This window comes from Serratia plymuthica (assembly GCF_018336935.1).
GTDB lineage: Bacteria > Pseudomonadota > Gammaproteobacteria > Enterobacterales > Enterobacteriaceae > Serratia > Serratia plymuthica_B.
The window spans coordinates 3,083,870-3,099,742 of the sequence record NZ_CP068771.1 but is presented as its reverse complement, the minus strand read 5'-3'; the positions used below and the strand labels follow the sequence as shown (position 1 = coordinate 3,099,742).

Genomic DNA, 15,873 nt, shown 5'->3' with positions numbered 1-15,873 from the left:
AGCGAGCGGGGAAGAAGCCATGCAAAGAAAGGACAAAGGGGACCGCAACGTGAAGGGCGGTTTTTTGAAGCGGCGAAGGAGCATGGGCGCCATGTTGGCGTTGACCTTGCTGATGGCAGGTTCCGCGAAGGCGGAAGAAGGGAATCACGGCGTGTTGTTTGTCCATGGCGCATTGACGGAGGGGGCTTGCCGGTTGGATATGACCTCGGCATACCAGGACGTGTGGTTGGGGGAAGCGACGACGGGCAGCCTGGCGAACGTCGGGGCTCGTACTCAGCCGGTCGCTTTCCAGCTTCGCCTGAGAGACTGCCTGCGCACGGGGGCGGCAACGCAAGATGAGCGCCGGGGCAGCCAGGTTTGGGATGCTTACCAGCCGGCCGTGACGGTGAGTTTCAATGCGCCTGCGGATGCGGATAACCCGCAGCTGGTTAAGGTGCGCGGGGCCGGCGGGCTGGCGTTGCGCTTAGTGGATAGCGAGAGAAACGATGTGCGCATGGGCAGCCGCAGCCGGCCGCAGTTGCTGGCGGTTGGAAGCGACGCGCTGAATTTCTATGTGATGGCGGAGCGCACGCGCGCGCCTATGGTGGCCGGTGCCTATCAGGCCGCCATTGACTTTCGGATGAACTATGACTGAGGCGAAAGCAATGGGCAACGCATGGCGAAAGGCGGGCGAAAGTCTTCGGCTCTTCTGCGCCCTGGCGGCCACCATGACGGTGACCTCGGCGTTAACCTTATTGGTGGTGCTGCTGATGAGCCAAACCGGGTGGGCGGCGACGGCGATAGTCACGGTCAAAGGGGCCATTGTCGCTAAGCCGAAATGCGAGGTTAACGGTGGCCAGGATATTTTCGTGAACTTCAATGAGCTGATCACCACCAAAATAGATGGCGAAAAATACGGCAAGCGACCGATTCCGTACGGGGTGAACTGCAGCGGCAATACGTCCGGTGCCGCCGGGTTGTTGAAAGTGAGCCTGCAGGGGTTGGGGCCGGATTTTGGTGATGGCTTGTTGCGCACCAGTAATAACGATTTGGCGATTAAGCTGCTGCAAGAAAACGGTCAACAGCTGCGGTTAAATGGCTGGATTAATTTTACCTACCCGATCGTACCGGCGTTATATGCCGTGCCGGTGAAGCGCAGCGGCGCCACGCTGAAAGGAATGGGTTTTTCCAGTAGCGCCACATTAGTCGTAGAAGTTCAATAATAAGGAGATGAACATGAAGATAATGAATATGGAAAAAATGAAGGTGACGCGTTTCTCTGGCATAGCGGCAGCGCTCTGTCTGGGTATGCTGAGCCTGGAGCCTGCGCAAGCGGTGAACGTCAAGTTCAACGGGACGTTGGTGGAGCAACCGGCCTGTACGCTGAATGATGGCAAAGACATTAGCGTGGATTTTGCCAACGTCGTCATCAATAAAATTGACGGTGTCGCTTACAAAAAAATGGAAATCCCGTACAGCGTTTCCTGTAGCGGCGGTTCGCCGAATGCCGGCGATCTGAAAGTGAAGCTGAGCTTTGCGCCAGTGTCCTGGGGAGACGGTAAACCACTGCAATCCAGCTTGCCGAACCTTGGGCTGCGCATCACGCAAGGTGCGAGCGATACCACCTACGTCAGCGATACCAAACTGATTATTGATGCCGCCAACCCGACGAAACTGTACGCGGTGCCTATTGCGCGCCCAAGCACCATTTTGGTGGGGGCCAATTTTACCGGCGCGGCGACGTTAACTGCGGAGTATGAGTAATAACGGTTCCTGCAACTGGGCGGCCCACGCCGGGTTGCAGGAAACCGGCGTGGGTGGCGTGAAAGGTTCGATACGTAAGGTGATCATTGGGCGAGAAGGGTATGGCGATTTAGGGTGTCAGTTGGCATCAAGGCGTAATGACACACAGGGCAATTTTTTCTGTGTGCGCGTTAACCTGAATGCGGGTTAATGATTGGGTTAGCGTTCGGGCTTATTTTATTTTTAATGCACCGGTGATTATTCAAGAGGTATCCATGAATTATTATAATTTATGTTTTTTTAAAAATAAGCTTGCATGGATGAGCAAATTTGTTTTGTTTTCTTTTTTTATGGCTTTTTTTACCGTTAAAGCCAGTGCAGGCATGGTTTGGGAGACCGTAAACGCACCTGTCGTCGATGGGTCGATTAATCAGGCGATTTCTGCTGGTCATGGGGCTTTAGGGCGACTGGTGAGTATCGATTTCAATGACCCGACGCCGAACCCTTGTTATAATAAAGGTTGTATAATAATATTTGGCCCTTACCATAATTACGCACGATATCCGCAGGAATATTTTCAATCACACTCGACTCCGCATTGGGATACGAGTACTCATCATGGAATTAAGACTCAGAAGACCATGGGGGAGTTGTATACTTATCTAAGTCAAAATGGAAGTAAAAAACTGAGCGTTGGCATGGAGAGTAAAGGGTATGGCCAACAGAGGTCTTATTGTGACCCTGGTTTTGATGAAAAAATTTGCATTATTAAGAATAAATGGGAAGCCTATTCAAAAGTCTGTCATGCATTGGTTTATAGTTATGTTTCCTCTTCTTATTATTACTCGTTTCCCGGGCAAGGCTGTATTGGCCCGACCCCGCCCAATAATGAATGCAACATTGATGCGGGCGCCGTAACGCTGGATCACGGTCAGTTAGGAACCGACGAGGTGAATGGCCATAGGAAAAGAGAGAGCTTCCGCATCTCCTGCACCTACCCGGCTAACGCGGAAGTATCGGTGGTGAGCAATAATGCCAATGAAAAAATCATGTTAAAAGGCGACGGCAGCCTTTACTCCACCGTCACAGTAGATGGCGTGCCTGGTATCACCGGCAAGAAAATTACTATTCCGACGGGCGGTACAGCTATTGATTTGGAGTCAACCTTGCATACCGTCGGTAATGTCGAAGAGGGGCCGTTCAGCGGTAATGGCATTCTCATCATAAATTCTTATTAAGCATTTATAGAGTGGTTTGCGTCACCTGTCAGGATAACAAATCCGCTACTGGCTGTTCAAAAATACGGGGAAACTTCATGCCTGTCGACATGACGGCAGGCAGACTCTGCATTTTATTGCAGACTCTACGGCACTGTTACTATTTGAGAGGTTAAGGATGAAGGCAATCAATATCATCATTGATGATGACAATAGCTACTTTTCCGCGGGTCTGCAAAGCAGCATAAACGAATACGCCAAAACCAATAATAAGGCCATTTGTTTTTTAAAGCAGGATGCAACGGTGCGGCCTGATGTGATGTTCATTTCATCAAGGCGCATCGCCCAGCGCTGGCGCAGAGCGGCCTATGATGCAGGGGGCCCGCCTATTGTCACCATAGAGGAAAGGCCGGTGACCGCGCATGAAGCGTTCTGCGTGCTGTATCGAACGGATAGCCCTGAGAAATTGTTCAAACTGTTGGCCGATACGCTGAGTAATACCCGACTTGCGGATCGTTTTGAATATCCGCCTTTTACACGCCGTGAGCGTCAGGTGGTGAATTACCTCAGAAGAGGGTTTGACCAGTCGCAAACCGCCAGAGTGCTGGGCGTGAGCGTCAAAACGGTGCATAGCCATAAACGATCGGTAATGAGAAAATTAATGTTGAACCGACATCATGAGTTTATTTACTGGTTGCTGTCCCAAGAGGTGGAATATTCTTGATTTTTATTAGTTATGGTGTTTTTTCGACGCTGGTTAAAAAGACTATCGACTTGGTGATAAAGATAATCAAGGGGAGTAATGTCGGCCACGGCATCATGTGTTTTTATTGTTATAAATAAAGAGGGCCAGTAAAGGGTGCCCAGGGAAGGTGAAAATGAGTCTGGTTTTTTTGGCGTTTTTTTTGTTTGCTTTGAGTATCTATTCATTTTTTCAGTATGCGAAAAACATCAGAAAACGTCGATTTGCGAGGCGGAGAAATATGGTATTTAGGGTGGGTAGGTGGAGGTGGACTAGTTCCGATTGCCAAGGCGACTCCCTGCGATAAAAAATACCCCCCGCCTTTTAGACGGGGGTTTTCTACATGTGAATTTTTTAAAGAGGGATGATTTAATTGGCGTAGTCTGCAAGATTTACTGAGTGCCCCATTCGTATATGGCTACTGGATTATTAGTTCCTGAAAGTATTTCTAACCCTGTTTGATTAAAAAATATTACGCAGAAAAAGAAGAGGAAAAAAAGAAAATTCAACCTCCATTTATTGGATCACAACAACATGGTGATTGATAAGGAGGCATGAGAAAGAAATGAGGGTCGCTATAATAAGCACAGCGCCAGAAAATACCGCATTAAGGTGGCGTTTAGCATGGGTTTGATGTTCTTGATACGTTAACCACTTTCATTGAGCCTCCCTGGCTTTCAGCCATCATGGCACGGCAATTACGCGGCTTTCAATCAGCGTTCTGAAGCGCAGTCATTCGACATTCTCCGAGGTATAGAGAATAAAATCGACCTTGCCGTCGGCGTAAGTATGGGGCTGGATGCCCTGTTCGAGGTGCCGCAAAATCAGGTCGATCGCCAGTTGGGCATGCTGGCGGGTATTCTGGTCCAAGGTTAACGCCAGCCCACCTTTTGCCAACTGCTCGCGCGTCGTGGCATAACGTTCATGCGTGATCCAGCAACATTCTCCGTAGCGGCGATGACGCGCCAACGCTTCACCGACTTGCGTGTTCCCCAAACCGGTATTGTAAATGCCTGCCAGGTTGCCGTTTTGGCTGAGCGACTTCTCCAGCAGGCGGGTGATCGTTGCCCGATCTTCTTGCCCCGCCAAGGGCTCACGCAGTTGCAATTGTGGAAAGCGTTGCGCCAGCACCTCACGGAACCCCTGAATACGCAAGCGGTGGGCACTGTAATCCGTGCGCCCGCTGAGTATCAATACTTCTCCAGTCCGTTGCACCATACGGCCCATCATCATCCCGGCAGTGCGCCCCGCCTGTAACTGGTTTATCCCGACATGGCACAATCGGGCGGCACCCGGAAGATCGGTGGCTAGTGTCATCACGGGAACGTTTCTTTCCCGGCATTGCTCCAGCGCTTGGTATATCACCGGATGTTCATTGCCGAAAACGATCAGCGCATGCCGCTTTTTACTGCCGTTGACGATGAGTTGCGCCAGTTTTTCCGGCCGGGACTCCGGGACAAATGTTCGATGCAGCGTCAGGCGGCGATAGCCCAGTACATCGGCAACGTGCGCAAAATCTTGCGCCAGTTGCTGAAAAAAGAAGGAGTCGTTGGCGCTGAGGAAAACTTCGATTTGCCACGGGAAACGATGTTCCTCCGGCAGAATCCGCTTCAACCCGGCCTCACGCGCAGCCTGAAGCACTTTACGGGTCGTCGCCGGAGATACACCCCCGCGTTCGTTTAATACACGATCCACAGTGGCGACACCCACGCCAATCTGCTTAGCCAGCGTTTCAAGCGAAATGCTCTTCATCGTCTCTCTCTGAATGATGGATGTCCATCAAAATGGATGTTTAGTCAGTGTAGTTATCGCAGGTATTTTGACAACGTTCAATCACGTTTTCTGGAGAGAAAAGAATGGCTAAACAACGTTTTGCTTTACTCGGTAGTGGATTCATCGGGCAGGTTCATGCCGCCAGCATTGTGCGGCACCCAGAAACAGAATTGGCGATGGTGGCGGATGTCGATCACAGCCGCGCGGAGGCGTTGGCAAGCCAATACGGCGCTCGCGCGGTGACGGTTGCGCACGCGATTAACAGCGATGCCATCGATGCCGTTTTGATTGCCAGCGCTACGCCGTCGCATGCGGAATTGTTGGAAGCCGCTGCCCGCGCCGGCAAAGCGGTTTACTGCGAAAAACCCATTGACCTGTCTTTGTCCCGCGCCCGCGAGGTTGTGGAAAAAGTCTTGCCGTTAAACGTCCCCGTAACGGTGGGATTCAACCGCCGTTTCGATCACAGTCATCAACAGTTGCGACGCCAGGTGGAACAAGGCGTCATCGGTAACCTTGAGCTGATACAGATGGTGTGCCGAGCCTCTGAAATGCCGCCGCTCAGTTATCTGCGTAGCTCAGGCGGGCAGATGCGTGACCAGGCGATCCACTTCTTTGACCTGCTGCGTTTTCTCACCGCGGATGAAGTTCACACTGTCGCTGCGATGGGGGCCGCGCTGGCGCTACCGGAAATAGCCGAATTTGGCGATGTCGATACCTCCGTCCTGATGATGAGAATGCAGTCGGGAGCCTTGGCGCAATTGGACAACACTCGGCGTACCGGCCACGGCTATGACGAGCGAATTAATCTGATGGGGCCGGAAGGCGTGCTGGAGTCAGGCAGCCAGTCGCCGCAGGGCGCTACACTCTGGCGCGGCAACCAGCGCATTCAACCGGGACTGTGGGGCGATTGGTTCAGCAGGGTGCAAGATACCTATTACAGGCATCTGGATGCCTTTGTTCGCCATCTGGCGGGTGAGTCCGTGCCCGATCTGCCGGGGCTGCTGGATGGCCTGCAAGCGCAGGCCATCGCCGAAGCGGCCGTGACTTCATTGCGAACCGGGCAGTTTGTCGCGGTGGCGCAATTGGCTTAATCCTTAGGGTAGCCCCATTGGCGGGGCTACCGGCTCAACGCTCCTCGTTGAAAACCACGCCCACCTGACGTCTCACTTCATCCATGGCGTTTAACGTTGTCAGAACCCGGCTTAGTGGACGGATTGTCGAGTCGGTTACCCCCTGACCGACGCACCAGGCAAAATGTTCCGCTTGATGGAACAGCTGTGCGTAACGGTTGAGCGGCTCTTCCCAATGCAGTGTTTTTCCGCCCTGGCTGGCAGTCAACGAAAAGTGACCCGGCGCATAGAATTGCCCGTCGAGGGTGAGGGTGGCATCCCGTCCCGCCACGACGGCGCCGCCCGGAGTGTTACCGAGTAGCGTGGTATTCAGTACGCTGTGCAGCCCGCTGTCATGGGTGAACAGCATTGAGGTTTGACCATTGATCCCACCCGGGGCCGGCTCACCCCGCGCAATAATCTCCCGGGGAGCGCCGCCTATCAGGACGCTGAATGAGACCAGGTAACTGCCGAGATCCATCATTGGGCCGCCGGCCAAATCCGCGTTAAAAATACGGTGGTCGGGGGTGAAAAACTCGCCATGGTCGGCCAGTAACGTGTGCACATCGCCTAATACGCCATCTTCCAGCAATTGGCGGATGACATCATATTTGGGCAGGTAATCGCACCACATCGCCTCCATCGCCAGTTTGCCGTGCAACCGTGCCAGCTCTTGCAGCGCAGCCCCTTCGCGGGCGTTAAGCGCGAAGGGCTTTTCGATCAGGACATGCTTGCCCGCTCTCAGTACCCGGCAGCCATCCGGGAAATGATGGTTATGCGGCGTAGCGACGTAGACAGCATCGATGTCGTCGCGAGCAAGCATGTCATTCACATCGCCGTATGCCGATGGAATACCCCAGGCTGCAGCGAAGCGATCTGCCTTTTCCTGGGAGCGGGAAGCGACGGCCAGTATCCGTTGCCGGCTCTGTTCTTTCAGCGATTTCACGAAACGTTCGGCGATCCAGCCGGGGCCAATAATTCCCCATCCTAGTGACGGGATAGAGGCTGCAGGTTGGCTGCGAGGCGTGGGCAAAAAAGAGGGAAACATAGCGGCTCCTTAATCTTTTATCACGTCAATCCAGGAATGATTAGCCATTGACGTCTCAATGGCGGACAGAATGCGTTGGTTTTCCAGACCGAAAGCGAAGTTGGGATAACAGTCGCCGTCACTGCAAATCCCCTGAACCAAATCATGTACTTCGATAACTTTCACATCGAAATAGCCCAGGCCGCCGCCGCCAAAGTCGAAACCAAAGAAACCGGCGTAGGAGGGGATTTGGCTACCGGCATACAACGTCTTGAAACCGCGATCGTGCGGGTGATCGTTAAAACGGTAAACCTGCAGTTCGTTGAAGCGCTCGCCGTCCATGTAAAGGGTCCCTTCAGTGCCGGAGACTTCCCAATAGACGCCAAAAATGCGCCCGGCAGCAATGCGCGAGGCTTCAATCACGCCGGAGGCGCCGCTGTCGAAATTCACCAGACACTGTATCTGATCGTCATTTTCCACTTCGCGCCATTCTGCACTGCTGTCGATTTTACTGGCATAACCGGCATCAGCCTGCGGCACCGGCCGTTGGGTCATGAAGGTTTGCGCATTGGCTGTCACCTGACGGACCCCGCCCATCAGGAATTGCGCTATTGAGAGCGTATGCGCGCCCAGATCGCCCAGAGCGCCGCTGCCACCCAGCGTTTTCGAGCAGCGCCAGGACCAGGGCAGGAGGGGATCGTTGTAAAATCCCTGGTCAAAGGTGCCACGGAAACGAACGGGGGTACCTATGTCACCGCGTTCGATAATCTGTTTGGCCAACAGCGCGGCGGGGGTTTTTATGTTATTAAAGGCCACCATGGTTTTCACTCCGGCTTGCGTTGCCGCAGTGGTCATTTCACGCGCTTGTTGCTCACTGACCGCCAGGGGTTTTTCACAGTAAACATGCTTACCCGCCGCAATCGCCGCCATGGCCATTTCATAATGCAGATGGTTGGGAGAGGTGATATCGACGATGTCCACTTGCGGATCCTTCACCAACTCACGCCAATCGCCATAGGCCTTCTCTGCGCCAAATTTGGCGGCATTGACCTCTGCCATCTTCTGGTTTTGATCGGCCAGCGCATAGAGATACGGACGCTTTGGCAGATTGTGATAGAACATCGCTGCGCGGCGATACGCGTCGGCATGCGCCTGCCCCATGAAACCAGAGCCAATCAGACCAATATTTAACCGGTTGTTCATTGCGCGTCTCCCTTGAGGGGGGTATCGACAGGAAAATGTTCGCTCACCCATTTGAATGCCCGGCTGGCTGTCGCCAGCGGCGGTGCGGTCGTGGGATCCTGCTCGGCCTCTACAATTAACCAGCCTTGATAGCCGCTTGATTCGACGAAACGGATCAAGGGGGCATAGTCGATGCCGCCATCCCCCGGCACGGTAAACAACCCGGCGCGTACGGCATCATTGAAGCTGAGATCTTCGCCGTAGAGCCGCTGAAGCACCTGCGGACGCACATCTTTCAGATGAATATGGCAGATACGATGGCCGTATTTTTCCAATACCGATGCCATGTCAACGCCTGCAGCGAAGGCATGGCCGGAATCAAATACCAACCCCACGTTATCCTGCGTCTGCGCAAGCAATGCCTGCACTTCATCGTCATGTTCCACCAGCATCATCAGATGGTGGTGGTAGGCCAGTTTCAGGCCGAAATCGCGCAGCAATACGTCCGCGAACGCATTCAGTTTGTTGCAATATGCCGCCAGGTCGATGCGGCTGAGCGCAGGGGACAAAGAGATAGGGTCATCGAGAGGCGCGTGGTGCGGCAGTTGGCCACATTCACCGTAGACCATGACGCCGGCCCCCAATTGCTGCAGAAGCTGTGCATGCGGGCGCACGGCTTCGAGCTCATCATCCAGGCTGCGATCGGCCAGAAAACCGCTATGCCAGCCGGAGGCGAGTTGCAGCCCTGCTGCGCCAAGCAAGGGGGACAATTCATGCGCGTTACGCGGAAATTTGCGGCCCAGTTCGATACCCTGATAGCCCGCCTGTGCTGCTTGTTGCAGGCAGGTCGTCAGAGGAATATCGCCGCCGAGATCGTCTAATACATCATTAGTCCAGCACAGCGGGCTAACGCCCAGTTTCAGGTGGGAAAACGCCATTGCGGCTCTCCTTGTCGTTGTGATGGCGCCACTATAATCAGCCGCCTGAATAGAGGGGTATGGGATTGATGATGGAATTCCATCAGCCTTGATATCGGCCATGCTTACGAAGAAAAGCGATAATCAGGGTACGGCGCTGACGCGGCGTTCAATCAGCGATAAAACGCCCTTTCACAGGCCGCGCATTTTTCAGAACCTCTCTTACAAAAAATTCTTTGCAGGATAACGATCTGTCATTCATCCTTTGAAATGTTGTTTCACTTTTATCCGAGTTCATCTTGAATTTACTTGCCGCCCTGCGTCAGCGCGTGGAGAAAACGCCCTGGTATGTCAAACGAAAAAGCTACCGCGTGCTGTTCTGGCGTGAGATCACGCCGCTGGCGGTGCCGATCTTTATGGAGAACGCCTGCGTCTTGCTGATGGGGGTGCTAAGCACCTTCCTGGTGAGCTGGATCGGTAAGGAAGCCATGGCCGGCGTGGGGCTGGCGGACAGCTTCAATATGGTGATTATCGCTTTCTTCGCCGCTGTGGACTTGGGCACCACGGTGGTGGTGGCCTTCAGCCTCGGCAAGCGGGATCGCAAAAGAGCGCGCTCGGCGGCGCGCCAGTCGTTGGTGTTGATGACGCTGGTCGCCTTGGTGTTGGCGGTGGGCATCCATCTGGCGGGCGAGCAGATTATTGACGTGATCGCCGGCGCCGCCACCCCGGAGGTCAAGGCATTGGCGCTTTCTTATCTGCAAACCACGGTGTGGAGTTATCCGGCCGCCGCCATAGCGCTGATCGGCAGCGGCGCGCTGCGCGGGGCGGGCAATACCAAGATCCCGCTGCTGATCAACGGCGGCATGAATATCCTCAACATCATCATCAGCAGCATTCTGATTTACGGCATGCTGGGCTGGCATGGGTTGGGCTTTGTCGGCGCCGGGCTGGGGCTGACCATTTCCCGCTATATCGGTGCCATCGCCATTATTTACGTGCTGATGATTGGGTTTAACCCGGCGCTGCACATCACGTTGAAAAGCTATTTTACGCCGTTAAAACTGAACATCCTCTGGGAAGTGCTGGGGATCGGCATCCCCGCCAGCATCGAATCGGTGTTGTTCAACGGCGGCAAATTGCTGACTCAGATGTTTGTCGCCGGCATGGGGACCAACGTCATTGCCGGTAATTTCATCGCCTTTTCCATCGCCTCGTTAATTAACCTGCCGGGCAACGCCCTGGGCTCTGCATCGACCATTATCGTGGGAAAACGCCTGGGGAAAGGGCAGATAGCCCAGGCGGAGCGGCAATTGCGCCACATTTTCTGGCTGGCGACGATTGGGCTGACGGTTATCGCCTGGGGAACGGCGCCGCTGGCCGGGGTGTTCGCCTCGTTTTATAGCCAGCAGGACGACGTTAAAGAGGTGGTGAAAGTGCTTATCTGGCTCAACGCCGCCTTTATGCCGATCTGGGCCGCCTCCTGGGTACTGCCCGCCGGGTTGAAAGGCGCGCGCGACGCTCGCTTTGCCATGTGGGTGTCGATGCTGGGCATGTGGGGTTGCCGCGTGGTGGCGGGTTACACGCTGGGCATTGTGTTGGGCATGGGCGTGATCGGCGTTTGGCTCGGCATGTTTATGGATTGGGCAGTGCGCGGCGCGCTCTTCTACTGGCGCATGGTCAGCGGGCGTTGGTTGTGGAAATATCCGCGTATAAAACAGGCAGAGGTCGCGGAAAAAGCAACCCCCCGCGCCAGGCGAGTGGGGGGCTGAGCGTCACCTGCCAGGCTGCGGTGTCTGAAGGTTTTCCTGTCGCCACTTGGCCGGCGATACGCCGTGCACCTGCTTGAAGGCTTTGGAAAAGTGCAGTTGGTTTTCATAACCGACCGAAATGCCCACCACTTTGATCGCCGTATGGCCATTGCTCAGCAGGCTGACGGCGATACTCATGCGAAAATTAAGCAAATACTCCTTGGGGCCGATGCCGTAGGCGTTTTTGAACAGACGGCACAGGTAGCTGCGGTTGATATTGCAGTAGGCGGCCAGGCTCTCAATCGTCAAATGTTCATGGTAGCGGTTTTCAATTTGTTTGACCGCTTTGCGCAGATGCTGCGCCTTGTCATCGGGATGTGCCGCCGTGCTCTGCAGCCTATTGCCGATCAGCGCAGAAAAGAACAGGTAACTCAGCCCGAGCACCTTCAGCCGGTGTTCATCGCCCTGGGCAACGATCTGCCGCAGGTAGCCCAGGGCGTCGGCGTTATCGTCCCGTTGGTTGGGCCGATAAATCGGGAATTGACGGCTCAGGTGGCATTCTTCGAAAATCTTGCCGGCGATAAGCCCATCGACCTCCAGCCACATATAGTGCCAGGGATCCCGTTTATCGGCGCAGTAGGTGGTCACGTCGTGCGGGTGGATCAGAAAACCTTCTCCCGCCACGACGGGAAAAGAGCCGTATTCGCTGTGCAGCACGCCGGTCCCGCTTATCACATAATGGAATAGATAGTGCTGGCGCACGGCGGGGCCAAAACTGTGGCCTTTATCACAATTTTCCTCCCCATACTGGTACAGGTTCAGCTCAATATTGTCGGTGCGATTGAGGGTGAAACTCTTGTGCATCCGTCATGACCTCCGTTTTCTGCCCACTGTATCAGCGTAGTGGCGGCAGCGTCGCCCGGATACGGCCAGATCCCGACCTGGCTCACACTTTTTGCGCTGCGTCATTTTTCGCCATAACAAGGTCACATACATCCATATCTCATGCCGGTGTTGCAGGGTAATTTCAGCGTATCGAAAACAGCAGCAGCGGAGAAATACGATGATTAAAGTGACATTTATGGGCGCAGGCAGCACCATTTTCGCCAAGAACGTACTCGGCGACATCATGGCGACGCCGGCATTGAAAGAGGTGGATATTGCGCTGTACGACATCGACAGCGCCCGTCTCAACGAATCTTTCGCCATGTTGAGCAATATCAACCGCAATACCAATGCGGGCAGGGCGAAAATCACCCCTTACCTCGGCGTGGAGAACCGCCGCGCGGCATTGAAAAACGCCAATTACGTGGTGAATGCCATCCAGGTCGGCGGCTACGATCCTTGCACCATTACCGATTTCACCATTGCCAGAAAATACGGCCTGCAGCAAACCATTGCCGATACCCTGGGGATTGGCGGTATCTTCCGCGCGCTGCGCACCATTCCGGTGCTGTTTGATTTCGCCCGGGATATCGAAGCGGTTTGCCCGGATGCCTGGTTGCTGAATTATACCAACCCGATGGCGGCGATAACCGGCGCCATGCTGCGCCATACCGAAGTGAAAACGGTGGGGTTGTGCCACAGCGTTCAGGTTTGCGCCGAGACACTGCTGAAAAGCGTGGATATGCCGACCGACGACGTGCAGTTCCACATCGCGGGCATCAACCATATGGCCTGGTTGCTGGACGTTCGCCGGCACGGCGAAGATCTGTACCCGGAAATCAAGCGCCGCGCCAATGCCTTGCAGGGCAAGCATGATGACATGGTGCGCCATGAAATCATGAAAACCTTCGGCTATTACGTGACGGAATCTTCGGAACACAATGCCGAGTACATGCCTTACTGGATCAAATGCAATTATCCGGAACTGATTGAACGCTTCAATATTCCGCTGGATGAATACCCGCGCCGCTGTATTGAGCAGATTGAACAGTGGCAGCAACAGAAAGTGGCGCTGACCCATGACGCCAGCCTGACCCACTGCCGCAGCCATGAATATGCGTCTTACATCATCGAGGCGATGGAGACCGATCGGCCCTACAAGATTGGCGGCAACGTGCTCAACACCGGGTTGATCACCAATCTGCCTGCGGAGGCCTGCGTCGAAGTGCCTTGTCTGGTGGATGGGCAGGGGATCACGCCATGCTACGTCGGCAACTTGCCGGAGCAACTGGCGGCGCTGAACCGCACCAATATCAATACTCAACTGTTGACCATTGAAGCGGCGGTCACGCACAAACGCGAGGCTATCTACCATGCGGCGCTGCTGGATCCGCACACCTCCGCCGAGCTTTCGATTGATGACATCCGCAAGCTGTGCGACGAATTGATTGAAGCCCACGGCAACTGGCTCCCCGCCTACCATTAATCGCCGAATTACCCCTATACCTCCTCAAAACGCACAAGGCGCGGGGCTTCCCGCGCCGTTAAAAATAGGATGGTGAGTCATGTTTTATTTGAAAAACAAGAACTTTTGGATCTTCGGTGCCTTCTGTTTTTTCTATTTCTTTATCATGGGCGCAGTGCTGCCGTTCTTTCCTATCTGGCTGCACGACGTCAATCATCTCGATCAGCGACAAACCGGGCTGGTGTTCGCCGGCATGGCGCTGTTTGCCCTGGTGTTCCAGCCGATTTTTGGCTTCGTCACCGACAAGTTTGGCCTGAAGAAACACCTGCTGTGGATGATTATCTTCCTGCTGCTGTTTCTGGCGCCGTTGTTTATCTATGTGTTCTCGCCGCTGCTGCAAAGCAACTTTTTGCTGGGTGCGCTGCTGTGCGGCATTTATCTCGGTTTGGTGTGCAGCGGCGGTTCGCCGGCGATTGAAGCCTATATCGAAAAAGTGAGCCGCCGCAGCCGGTTCGAATATGGCCGCGCCCGGCTGTTTGGCTGCATCGGCTGGGCGATCTGCGCCTCGATCGTCGGCTACATGTTTACCATTAACAATCAATTCGCGTTTTGGCTGGCCTCGAGCTTCGCGCTGGTATTGGCGGGCTTGCTTTACCTGTTCAAACCGGAAGAGAACAACACGCTGGCGGTGGCGGACGGCTTGGCGCTGAACCACAAACCCATCAAGCTGAAAGCGGCGTTGGGGCTGCTGAAAATGCGCAAATTCTGGTGTCTGGTGATGTATATCGTCGGGGTGGCCTGCGTGTACGACGTGTTCGATCAGCAGTTCGCCAACTTCTTCACCTCGTTTTTCCGCGATCGGCATGCCGGCACCCAGGCATTTGGCTACGTCACCACGCTGGGCGAGTTTCTTAACGCTTTTATCATGTTTTTTGCGCCCTTGATCATCAACCGTATCGGCGGCAAGAATGCGCTGCTGATTGCCGGGGTGATTATGTCGGTGCGGATCATCGGCTCGTCGCAGGCGGACTCGGTGACCGCGGTGATTTTCCTCAAGACCCTGCATATGTTTGAGGTGCCGTTCCTGCTGGTGGGCATCTTCAAATACATCACTACCCAGTTTAACGTTAACCTCTCCGCGTCGATTTACCTGTGGGGCTTTTGCTTCTTCAAGCAACTGTCGGCCATCGGCATGTCCTATGCGGCGGGGATGATGTACGTCAATTACGGCTTCAAAACCTCTTACCTGATCCTTGGCTGCATTGCGTTGCTGTTTACCCTGATCTCGGCCTTTGCCCTGAGCGGCAAGGCGCGGATATTGAAGGGGGAGAGCACGCTGCCGCTGGCGGTGAGATAGCGAAAACTGTAACAGGCGTTGCACCTGTGACCGCTAAAGCTGCTATGGCTTAGGGGGCCATGTATTTGTTGGCAGTCATTCAGGCGGATGTCGTTAAGGGGGCGGCAAGGCGGTACACCTTGGCGTTCCAGTAGCTGTTGCCTGACTGGCTGTGAAGCTTCCAGCCGGCCGTTTTCAATTTATCGGCAATCAGGCTGTTCATCACGCCATGCCCCAACAGCAATACCGCCCCCTGAGACGCCGCGAGATCGGCCAGTTTGCTGCTGGCGGCCGCGGCGCGTTTTTTGGCTGATGACAGGGATTCGACATTTTTCGCGTAGCCGCACAGCCACAGGAGACGAAAAATCACCACCCAATGCAAGGGGCGTAAACGTAACAGCGGTACAGATAAAACCGGCAGCTCGGCTTCGCAGAACAGGGCGTCGCTCTCGTGGGGTTGCAGGCCCAGCAAGGCCAGTGAAGCCAAGGCTCTTGGCAGGGTGCTGGCGACGACATACCGGGGTTGCGAAGCGAGCGACCTGGCGTTTTCGGGCGGCGTATCGGCGATGCCCGCAAGATTGTATTGATCGATCCAGGCGCGCATCTCACGGGCGCGCTGAAGCTTGTCGGTATCGATGTTCGGCTGACCATGACGCAGTAGAATAATGTCCATTTATCGCCCTCCCTTCGGCGGCGCATTATGGCACAGCGCCGAGGTGTCGGCAGCGGTTTGCACGGCCTGGCGCACCG

16 protein-coding genes are annotated in these 15,873 nt (G+C 54.7%); 10 read left to right on the top strand and 6 right to left on the bottom strand.

What is annotated here, in order from left to right:
- Nucleotides 1-19: 19 nt before the first annotated feature.
- The 6 genes from JK621_RS14425 to JK621_RS14400 all read left to right on the top strand — a co-directional run bounded on the left by JK621_RS14425 (nt 20) and on the right by JK621_RS14400 (nt 3,663).
- On the top strand, nt 20-634 hold the full coding sequence (locus JK621_RS14425) for a fimbrial protein (RefSeq protein WP_212556596.1): 615 nt from the start codon (nt 20-22) through the stop codon (nt 632-634).
- Complete coding sequence (locus tag JK621_RS14420) at nt 627-1,202, top strand: fimbrial protein (RefSeq protein WP_212556595.1); 576 nt, start codon at nt 627-629, stop codon at nt 1,200-1,202. Before JK621_RS14425 ends, JK621_RS14420 begins: the two co-directional genes overlap by 8 nt.
- A 13-nt stretch (nt 1,203-1,215) precedes the next feature.
- Nucleotides 1,216-1,743, top strand: a complete 528-nt coding sequence (locus tag JK621_RS14415; RefSeq protein WP_212556594.1) for a fimbrial protein — start codon at nt 1,216-1,218, stop codon at nt 1,741-1,743.
- Nucleotides 1,736-1,933, top strand: coding sequence for a hypothetical protein (locus JK621_RS14410; RefSeq protein ID WP_212556593.1), 198 nt, complete (start codon nt 1,736-1,738; stop codon nt 1,931-1,933). The genes JK621_RS14415 and JK621_RS14410 overlap by 8 nt, the downstream gene beginning before the upstream one ends.
- 64 nt (nt 1,934-1,997) lie before the next feature.
- Complete coding sequence (locus JK621_RS14405; RefSeq protein ID WP_212556592.1) at nt 1,998-2,960, top strand: hypothetical protein; 963 nt, start codon at nt 1,998-2,000, stop codon at nt 2,958-2,960.
- A 157-nt stretch (nt 2,961-3,117) separates the two neighbouring features.
- Nucleotides 3,118-3,663, top strand: coding sequence for a LuxR C-terminal-related transcriptional regulator (locus JK621_RS14400; RefSeq protein WP_212556591.1), 546 nt, complete (start codon nt 3,118-3,120; stop codon nt 3,661-3,663).
- A gap of 750 nt (nt 3,664-4,413) precedes the next feature.
- On the opposite strand, the gene JK621_RS14395 is transcribed toward JK621_RS14400, so the two are convergent.
- On the bottom strand, nt 4,414-5,433 hold the full coding sequence (locus tag JK621_RS14395) for a LacI family DNA-binding transcriptional regulator (protein WP_212556590.1): 1,020 nt from the start codon (nt 5,431-5,433) through the stop codon (nt 4,414-4,416).
- A 104-nt stretch (nt 5,434-5,537) separates the two neighbouring features.
- Here JK621_RS14395 and JK621_RS14390 point away from each other — a divergent pair, with 104 nt between their 5' ends.
- A complete protein-coding gene (locus JK621_RS14390) occupies nt 5,538-6,545 on the top strand; it encodes a Gfo/Idh/MocA family oxidoreductase (protein ID WP_212556589.1) in 1,008 nt (335 codons plus the stop codon).
- A 34-nt stretch (nt 6,546-6,579) separates the two neighbouring features.
- On the opposite strand, the gene JK621_RS14385 is transcribed toward JK621_RS14390, so the two are convergent.
- Genes JK621_RS14385 through iolE form a run of 3 tightly spaced genes read right to left on the bottom strand, consistent with a single transcriptional unit; the run spans nt 6,580 to nt 9,710 of the window.
- Entirely contained in the window at nt 6,580-7,611 is a 1,032-nt protein-coding gene (locus tag JK621_RS14385; protein WP_212556588.1) for a Gfo/Idh/MocA family protein, read from the bottom strand.
- 9 nt (nt 7,612-7,620) lie between these two features.
- The gene (locus JK621_RS14380; protein ID WP_212556587.1) at nt 7,621-8,793 is read right to left on the bottom strand and encodes a Gfo/Idh/MocA family protein; all 1,173 of its coding nucleotides are present in this window, start codon (nt 8,791-8,793) and stop codon (nt 7,621-7,623) included.
- Nucleotides 8,790-9,710: a myo-inosose-2 dehydratase gene (iolE, locus tag JK621_RS14375; RefSeq protein WP_212556586.1), complete on the bottom strand. Its 921-nt coding sequence runs from the start codon at nt 9,708-9,710 to the stop codon at nt 8,790-8,792. The genes JK621_RS14380 and iolE overlap by 4 nt, the downstream gene beginning before the upstream one ends.
- A gap of 278 nt (nt 9,711-9,988) precedes the next feature.
- Between iolE and JK621_RS14370 the strand changes: the two genes are divergently transcribed.
- A complete protein-coding gene (locus JK621_RS14370) occupies nt 9,989-11,458 on the top strand; it encodes an EmmdR/YeeO family multidrug/toxin efflux MATE transporter (RefSeq protein WP_212556585.1) in 1,470 nt (489 codons plus the stop codon).
- A gap of 3 nt (nt 11,459-11,461) precedes the next feature.
- Here JK621_RS14370 and JK621_RS14365 read toward each other — a convergent pair whose 3' ends face one another.
- Nucleotides 11,462-12,301 (bottom strand): AraC family transcriptional regulator, encoded by an 840-nt coding sequence (locus JK621_RS14365; RefSeq protein WP_212556584.1) that lies wholly within the window; start codon nt 12,299-12,301, stop codon nt 11,462-11,464.
- A 199-nt stretch (nt 12,302-12,500) separates the two neighbouring features.
- Here JK621_RS14365 and JK621_RS14360 point away from each other — a divergent pair, with 199 nt between their 5' ends.
- Both JK621_RS14360 and JK621_RS14355 read left to right on the top strand, forming a co-directional pair.
- Nucleotides 12,501-13,808, top strand: a complete 1,308-nt coding sequence (locus JK621_RS14360; protein ID WP_212556583.1) for an alpha-glucosidase/alpha-galactosidase — start codon at nt 12,501-12,503, stop codon at nt 13,806-13,808.
- Nucleotides 13,809-13,887: 79 nt separating this feature from the next.
- Nucleotides 13,888-15,144, top strand: a complete 1,257-nt coding sequence (locus JK621_RS14355; RefSeq protein WP_212556582.1) for an MFS transporter — start codon at nt 13,888-13,890, stop codon at nt 15,142-15,144.
- A gap of 79 nt (nt 15,145-15,223) precedes the next feature.
- Here JK621_RS14355 and JK621_RS14350 read toward each other — a convergent pair whose 3' ends face one another.
- A complete protein-coding gene (locus JK621_RS14350; RefSeq protein WP_212556581.1) occupies nt 15,224-15,796 on the bottom strand; it encodes a phosphoglycerate mutase in 573 nt (190 codons plus the stop codon).
- Nucleotides 15,797-15,873 lie beyond the last annotated feature (77 nt).

Coding starts and splice junctions, on each gene's coding strand:
- JK621_RS14400 (WP_212556591.1), top strand. CDS start 3,118: ATGAAGGCAATCAATATCATCATTGATGATGACAATAGCTACTTTTCC.
- JK621_RS14365 (WP_212556584.1), bottom strand. CDS start 12,301: ATGCACAAGAGTTTCACCCTCAATCGCACCGACAATATTGAGCTGAAC.
- JK621_RS14395 (WP_212556590.1), bottom strand. CDS start 5,433: ATGAAGAGCATTTCGCTTGAAACGCTGGCTAAGCAGATTGGCGTGGGT.
- iolE (WP_212556586.1), bottom strand. CDS start 9,710: ATGGCGTTTTCCCACCTGAAACTGGGCGTTAGCCCGCTGTGCTGGACT.
- JK621_RS14405 (WP_212556592.1), top strand. CDS start 1,998: ATGAATTATTATAATTTATGTTTTTTTAAAAATAAGCTTGCATGGATG.
- JK621_RS14380 (WP_212556587.1), bottom strand. CDS start 8,793: ATGAACAACCGGTTAAATATTGGTCTGATTGGCTCTGGTTTCATGGGG.
- JK621_RS14360 (WP_212556583.1), top strand. CDS start 12,501: ATGATTAAAGTGACATTTATGGGCGCAGGCAGCACCATTTTCGCCAAG.
- JK621_RS14350 (WP_212556581.1), bottom strand. CDS start 15,796: ATGGACATTATTCTACTGCGTCATGGTCAGCCGAACATCGATACCGAC.
- JK621_RS14355 (WP_212556582.1), top strand. CDS start 13,888: ATGTTTTATTTGAAAAACAAGAACTTTTGGATCTTCGGTGCCTTCTGT.
- JK621_RS14415 (WP_212556594.1), top strand. CDS start 1,216: ATGAAGATAATGAATATGGAAAAAATGAAGGTGACGCGTTTCTCTGGC.
- JK621_RS14410 (WP_212556593.1), top strand. CDS start 1,736: ATGAGTAATAACGGTTCCTGCAACTGGGCGGCCCACGCCGGGTTGCAG.
- JK621_RS14390 (WP_212556589.1), top strand. CDS start 5,538: ATGGCTAAACAACGTTTTGCTTTACTCGGTAGTGGATTCATCGGGCAG.
- JK621_RS14425 (WP_212556596.1), top strand. CDS start 20: ATGCAAAGAAAGGACAAAGGGGACCGCAACGTGAAGGGCGGTTTTTTG.
- JK621_RS14420 (WP_212556595.1), top strand. CDS start 627: ATGACTGAGGCGAAAGCAATGGGCAACGCATGGCGAAAGGCGGGCGAA.
- JK621_RS14385 (WP_212556588.1), bottom strand. CDS start 7,611: ATGTTTCCCTCTTTTTTGCCCACGCCTCGCAGCCAACCTGCAGCCTCT.